Source organism: Vibrio sp. V12_P9A6T4, from assembly GCF_963874835.1.
GTDB classification, from domain to species: domain Bacteria; phylum Pseudomonadota; class Gammaproteobacteria; order Enterobacterales; family Vibrionaceae; genus Vibrio; species Vibrio anguillarum.
Map to the genome: position 1 here is coordinate 20939 of NZ_CAWNJO010000066.1, position 6166 is coordinate 27104.

Consider the following 6166-nt stretch of genomic DNA (forward strand, 5'->3'; position numbering starts at 1 on the left):
CATGCAACTTAATTCCACGGAAATTAGCGATCTAATTAAACAACGTATCGAATCTTTCGACGTTGTTAGTGAAGCTCGCAATGAAGGTACTATCGTATCGGTAAGCGATGGTATCATTCGCATTCACGGCCTAGCGGACGTGATGCAAGGTGAAATGATTGAATTACCGAGTGGCCGTTATGCACTTGCACTTAACCTTGAGCGTGACTCGGTTGGTGCGGTTGTCATGGGCCCATATGCTGACCTTAAGGAAGGCATGAAAGTAACAGGTTCTGGTCGTATTCTTGAAGTGCCAGTTGGTCCTGAATTGTTAGGTCGCGTAGTGAATACACTCGGTCAGCCTATCGATGGTAAAGGTCCTATCGAAGCGAAATTGTCTTCACCTGTTGAAATGATTGCACCTGGTGTAATCGACCGTAAATCAGTCGATCAACCAGTACAAACCGGCTATAAGTCAGTTGACTCTATGATCCCAATCGGTCGTGGCCAACGTGAACTTATCATCGGTGACCGTCAAACTGGTAAAACAGCAATGGCGATCGACGCAATTATTAACCAAAAAGATTCAGGTATTTACTCTATCTATGTTGCGATTGGCCAAAAAGCCTCAACTATCGCTAACGTAGTACGCAAATTAGAAGAGCACGGCGCGCTTGCAAACACAGTTGTGGTTGTTGCATCGGCTTCTGAATCCGCGGCATTGCAATACCTTGCGCCATATGCAGGTTGTGCAATGGGTGAATACTTCCGCGATCGCGGTGAAGATGCACTGATTGTTTATGATGACTTATCTAAACAAGCGGTTGCTTACCGTCAGATCTCACTACTACTCAAACGCCCACCAGGCCGTGAAGCATTCCCAGGTGACGTTTTCTATCTCCACTCTCGTCTACTTGAGCGTGCTGCTCGTGTTAGCGAAGAGTATGTAGAACGTTTCACTAAGGGTGAAGTGAAAGGTAAAACCGGTTCTTTAACCGCGCTACCTATCATTGAAACACAAGCGGGTGACGTTTCAGCATTCGTACCGACTAACGTAATCTCGATTACCGATGGTCAGATCTTCCTACAAACTGAACTATTCAACGCGGGTGTTCGCCCAGCCGTTGACCCTGGTATTTCAGTATCTCGTGTAGGTGGTGCCGCTCAGACGAAAATCATCAAGAAACTGTCAGGTGGTATCCGTACCGCGCTTGCACAGTACCGCGAACTTGCTGCATTTGCTCAGTTCTCGTCAGATCTTGATGAAGCGACGAAGAGACAGCTAAACCATGGTCAGAAAGTAACAGAGCTGATGAAGCAGAAACAATATGCTCCGATGTCTGTGTTTGACCAAGCGTTGGTTATCTTTGCGGCAGAGCGTGGTTATTTAAATGATGTTGCGTTGAATAAACTGGCTGATTTTGAATCTGCTCTACTGTCGTATGCTCGTGGTCAATATGTTGATCTTGTAAAAGATATCGACAAATCGGGTGCTTATAACGATGAAATCGAAGCTCAGTTCAAGAAACTGGTTGACGATTTCAAGGCAACCCAGACCTGGTAATTGGTGGGTGACCCTAGGGTCACCACTGACCAATAACGGATTACCTTAAAAGAGAGTAAAACGATGGCCGGCGCAAAAGAGATACGTAATAAAATCGGTAGTGTTAAAAGCACGCAGAAAATTACGAAAGCGATGGAAATGGTAGCAGCTTCAAAAATGCGTCGTTCGCAAGACGGCATGGAAGCTTCTCGTCCATACGCTGAAACAATGCGTAAAGTGATCGGTCATGTGGCGAGTGCAAATCTAGAATATCGTCATCCTTATCTAGAAGAGCGCGAAGCCAAACGTGTTGGTTACATCATTATTTCAACAGACCGTGGTTTGTGTGGTGGTTTGAACGTGAACTTGTTCAAAAAAGCCCTGCATGACATGAAAGATTGGTCGGAGAAAGGTGCTGAGGTTGAGCTTGCAATTGTGGGCTCAAAGGCAACGGCTTTCTTTAGAAACAGTGGCGCTAAAGTCGCTGCTCAAGTCTCTGGTTTGGGCGATAGCCCAACCTTGGAAGATTTGATCGGCTCCGTTGGTGTTATGCTGAAGAAATATGATGCAGGTGAGTTGGATCGCCTATACGTAGTGTTCAACAAATTTGTGAATACTATGGTTCAAGAACCAACGATCGATCAATTACTACCTTTGCCTAGATCGAATAGCGAAGAGATGAAACGCGAACATTCTTGGGACTACATCTATGAGCCTGAACCAAAGCCTCTACTCGATGCACTATTGCTGCGTTATGTAGAGTCTCAGGTTTATCAGGGTGTGGTTGAGAATCTTGCTTGTGAGCAAGCTGCTCGAATGATTGCGATGAAAGCAGCTACCGATAACGCAAGCAACTTGATTGATGATTTACAGCTTGTGTATAACAAAGCCCGTCAGGCGGCGATTACACAAGAACTATCGGAAATCGTTTCTGGTGCAGCAGCGGTTTAAGCTTAGGTAAAACAAACAGTTTAGAGGATTAACGATGGCTACAGGTAAGATCGTACAGATCATCGGTGCGGTAGTCGACGTAGAGTTCCCACAGGGCGAAGTACCAAGTGTTTACGATGCTCTGAATGTTGTGGATTCAAAAGAACGTCTCGTTCTTGAAGTTCAACAGCAGCTTGGCGGTGGCGTGATTCGCGCAATCGTAATGGGTAGCTCTGATGGTTTACGTCGTGGTTTGGTAGTTGAAAATACTGGCGCTCCAATTTCAGTACCAGTCGGTATTAAGACTTTAGGTCGTATCATGAACGTGCTTGGTGATGCGATTGATGAGCGTGGTGAAATCGGTGCGGAAGAGCTTTACTCTATCCACCGTCCAGCTCCAAGCTATGAAGAGCAATCAAACGAAACTGCTCTTCTTGAAACCGGTGTAAAAGTAATCGATTTGGTTTGTCCATTCTCTAAGGGTGGTAAAATCGGTCTATTTGGTGGTGCAGGTGTAGGTAAGACCGTTAACATGATGGAACTTATCAACAACATCGCACTGCAACACTCAGGTCTTTCAGTATTTGCGGGTGTTGGTGAACGTACTCGTGAAGGTAACGATTTCTACTATGAGATGCAGGAAGCAGGTGTTGTAAACATCGAAGAGCCTGAAAAATCAAAAGTAGCGATGGTTTACGGACAGATGAACGAGCCACCAGGCAACCGTCTACGTGTTGCACTGACGGGTTTGACAATGGCAGAACGTTTCCGTGACGAAGGTCGTGACGTACTTCTGTTCATCGATAACATCTACCGTTACACGCTTGCCGGTACGGAAGTATCAGCACTGCTAGGTCGTATGCCTTCAGCGGTAGGTTACCAACCTACTCTTGCAGAAGAAATGGGTGTGCTTCAGGAGCGTATTACGTCAACTAAGCAAGGTTCTATCACGTCTGTACAGGCGGTATATGTACCAGCAGATGACTTGACGGACCCGTCTCCAGCCACAACGTTCGCGCACTTGGATGCAACGGTTGTACTTAACCGTAACATCGCAGCAATGGGCCTATACCCAGCGATCGACCCACTCGATTCAACGTCTCGTCAGCTAGACCCACTCGTCGTAGGTCAAGAGCACTACGACATCGCTCGTGGCGTTCAGCAGACGCTTCAGCGCTACAAAGAGCTGAAAGACATCATTGCGATCTTGGGTATGGACGAGTTGTCTGAATCGGATAAGCAAGTTGTATCACGTGCACGTAAGATTGAACGTTTTCTAACTCAGCCTTATCACGTAGCTGAAGTATTTACAGGTGACCCTGGTGTTTACGTACCTCTAAAAGAGACGCTACGTGGCTTCAAAGGTCTTCTATCTGGTGAATACGATGACATTCCAGAGCAAGCGTTTATGTACTGCGGTACTATCGACGATGCGATTGAGAATGCTAAGAAGCTATAAGGCTAACTAGGAGGCGATATGGCAGCAATAACCTTTCACCTAGACGTCGTCAGTGCAGAGAAGAAAATCTTCTCTGGCCAAGTCGAAACGTTTCAGGTGACCGGTAGCGAAGGTGAACTGGGAATTTTCCATGGTCACACACCGCTGCTGACCGCTATTAAGCCTGGTATGGTGCGTATCGTTAAGCTACACGGCCACGAAGAAATTATTTATGTTTCGGGTGGTATTGTCGAAGTGCAACCGGGTACTGCTACAGTACTGGCTGATACGGCAATTCGTGGTGAAGAACTAGACGCAGCTAAGGCAGAAGAAGCCAAACGCAAAGCTGAAGAGAATATTTCAAATCAGCATGGCGATATGAACTTCGCACAAGCGGCCAGTGAACTGGCTAAAGCCATGGCTCAGTTACGAGTTATCGAGCTGACCAAAAAACGTCGTTAATGTGTTTTATAATTAAGACGTGATGTAAAAAGGCGACCTATAGGTCGCCTTTTTGCTTATTTTTTAACAGAAAATTATTTAGTTAAATTAACTATCTCTTTAATTACCGCTAAAATGCGGCTTAACTTTTTTAACGTCAATAGGTTGTCAATGAAATTTAGCGCAGTGATCCTCGCAGCAGGTAAAGGTACTCGAATGTATTCTAATATGCCTAAAGTGCTGCACACACTGGCGGGTAAGCCAATGGTGAAACACGTAATTGATACGTGCAATAGCTTAGGTGCCCAAAATATCCACTTGGTTTATGGTCATGGTGGTGAGCAAATGCAGCAAGCGCTTGCCGAAGAGTCGGTTAACTGGGTGCTGCAAGCGGATCAATTAGGAACTGGCCATGCCGTTGATCAAGCCTCGCCTCATTTCCAAGACGATGAGAAGATCCTCGTGTTGTACGGTGATGTTCCATTGATCTCGGAAGAAACCGTGGAAAGCTTGTTAGATGCACAACCTAATGATGGGATAGCCTTGCTGACAGTGGTACTGGATAACCCAACCGGTTATGGCCGTATCGTGCGTAAGCATGGCCCAGTGGTGGCGATTGTTGAACAAAAAGATGCCACTGATGAGCAAAAGTTAATTAAAGAGATCAATACGGGCGTGATGGTGGCAACGGGGCGCGATCTCAAGCGCTGGTTGTCAGGCTTAAGTAATGAGAACGCACAAGGCGAATATTATCTGACAGATGTTATCGCTGCAGCGCACAATGAAGGCCGCGCAGTTGAGGCTGTTCATCCTGCCAGCTCTATTGAAGTGGAAGGGGTAAATGATCGCGCTCAACTGGCTCGTTTAGAGCGTGCTTATCAAGCAACACAAGCGAAAAAGCTATTAGAACAAGGTGTGATGCTACGCGATCCTACGCGTTTTGATCTGCGTGGTGAATTACAGTGTGGGATGGATGTTGAGATTGATGCAAACGTCATCATCGAAGGAAATGTCTCTTTGGGTGATAACGTAATTATCGGCATGGGTTGCGTGCTTAAAGATTGCGAAATTGATGACAACACAGTGATCCGCCCATACAGCGTCATTGAAGGGGCAACCGTTGCAGAAAACTGTACCGTTGGGCCTTTTACCCGTTTACGTCCTGGTGCTGAACTGCGTAATGATGCTCACGTGGGTAACTTCGTGGAAGTAAAAAATACTCGTTTGGGTGAAGGTTCGAAAGCCAATCACTTAACTTATCTTGGTGATGCCGAAATTGGCCAGCGTGTTAATGTCGGGGCTGGCGTTATCACTTGTAATTACGATGGTGTCAATAAATTCAAAACCACAATTGGTGATGATGTGTTTGTCGGTTCAGACAGCCAGTTGATTGCTCCTGTAACGATCGCCAATGGTGCAACGATTGGTGCTGGCACTACGCTAAGCAGTAACGTTGCTGAAGGTGAGTTAGTCATCACTCGCGCGAAAGAGCGCAAAATCAATGGTTGGAAGCGTCCTGTTAAGCGTAGCTAACAAATAAGCGATTAAAAAGCCGCTAATTATGAGTAATGCCGTTCACTTAAGAGTGAACGGCATTTTTGTTGTCATCCCTAAACCACCGCCTTGGGCGGTGGTGATTCAACCTTGGGGCTATTGCCCGAAGGAGTGCCCATGCTAGAAGTAAACCTCTTATTCACCACAAGTAAGAGGAAACTAAAAACATGGGCGATTATAGAAGTTCATCACATGTATATTGGCGTTGCAAATACCACATAGTTTGGACACCGAAATACAGATTTAAGATCTTGAAAGGGAATGTAGGTAAAGAGCTTTAT

Annotated in this window: 6 protein-coding genes; all 6 read left to right on the forward strand. The window is 45.9% G+C overall.

Going from position 1 to position 6166, the window contains the following annotated elements; translation table 11 throughout:
- The first annotated feature begins 1 nt into the window (after position 1).
- The gene (atpA, locus tag AACQ42_RS11190; protein WP_026027662.1) at positions 2 to 1543 is read left to right on the forward strand and encodes a F0F1 ATP synthase subunit alpha; all 1542 of its coding nucleotides are present in this window, start codon (positions 2 to 4) and stop codon (positions 1541 to 1543) included.
- A 63-nt stretch (positions 1544 to 1606) separates the two neighbouring features.
- Complete coding sequence (atpG, locus tag AACQ42_RS11195; RefSeq protein ID WP_013855594.1) at positions 1607 to 2473, forward strand: F0F1 ATP synthase subunit gamma; 867 nt, start codon at positions 1607 to 1609, stop codon at positions 2471 to 2473.
- Between the two features lie 34 nt (positions 2474 to 2507).
- On the forward strand, positions 2508 to 3911 hold the full coding sequence (gene atpD, locus AACQ42_RS11200) for a F0F1 ATP synthase subunit beta (RefSeq protein ID WP_010319968.1): 1404 nt from the start codon (positions 2508 to 2510) through the stop codon (positions 3909 to 3911).
- An 18-nt stretch (positions 3912 to 3929) separates the two neighbouring features.
- Complete coding sequence (locus tag AACQ42_RS11205; RefSeq protein ID WP_013855597.1) at positions 3930 to 4352, forward strand: F0F1 ATP synthase subunit epsilon; 423 nt, start codon at positions 3930 to 3932, stop codon at positions 4350 to 4352.
- 150 nt (positions 4353 to 4502) lie between these two features.
- A complete protein-coding gene (gene glmU, locus AACQ42_RS11210; protein WP_026029111.1) occupies positions 4503 to 5864 on the forward strand; it encodes a bifunctional UDP-N-acetylglucosamine diphosphorylase/glucosamine-1-phosphate N-acetyltransferase GlmU in 1362 nt (453 codons plus the stop codon).
- Between the two features lie 188 nt (positions 5865 to 6052).
- Positions 6053 to 6166 (forward strand): transposase (locus AACQ42_RS11215; protein WP_176429738.1); only part of this gene is annotated, 114 nt, incomplete at its 3' end.

Coding starts and splice junctions, on each gene's coding strand:
- atpD (WP_010319968.1), top strand. CDS start 2,508: ATGGCTACAGGTAAGATCGTACAGATCATCGGTGCGGTAGTCGACGTA.
- AACQ42_RS11205 (WP_013855597.1), top strand. CDS start 3,930: ATGGCAGCAATAACCTTTCACCTAGACGTCGTCAGTGCAGAGAAGAAA.
- atpG (WP_013855594.1), top strand. CDS start 1,607: ATGGCCGGCGCAAAAGAGATACGTAATAAAATCGGTAGTGTTAAAAGC.
- glmU (WP_026029111.1), top strand. CDS start 4,503: ATGAAATTTAGCGCAGTGATCCTCGCAGCAGGTAAAGGTACTCGAATG.
- atpA (WP_026027662.1), top strand. CDS start 2: ATGCAACTTAATTCCACGGAAATTAGCGATCTAATTAAACAACGTATC.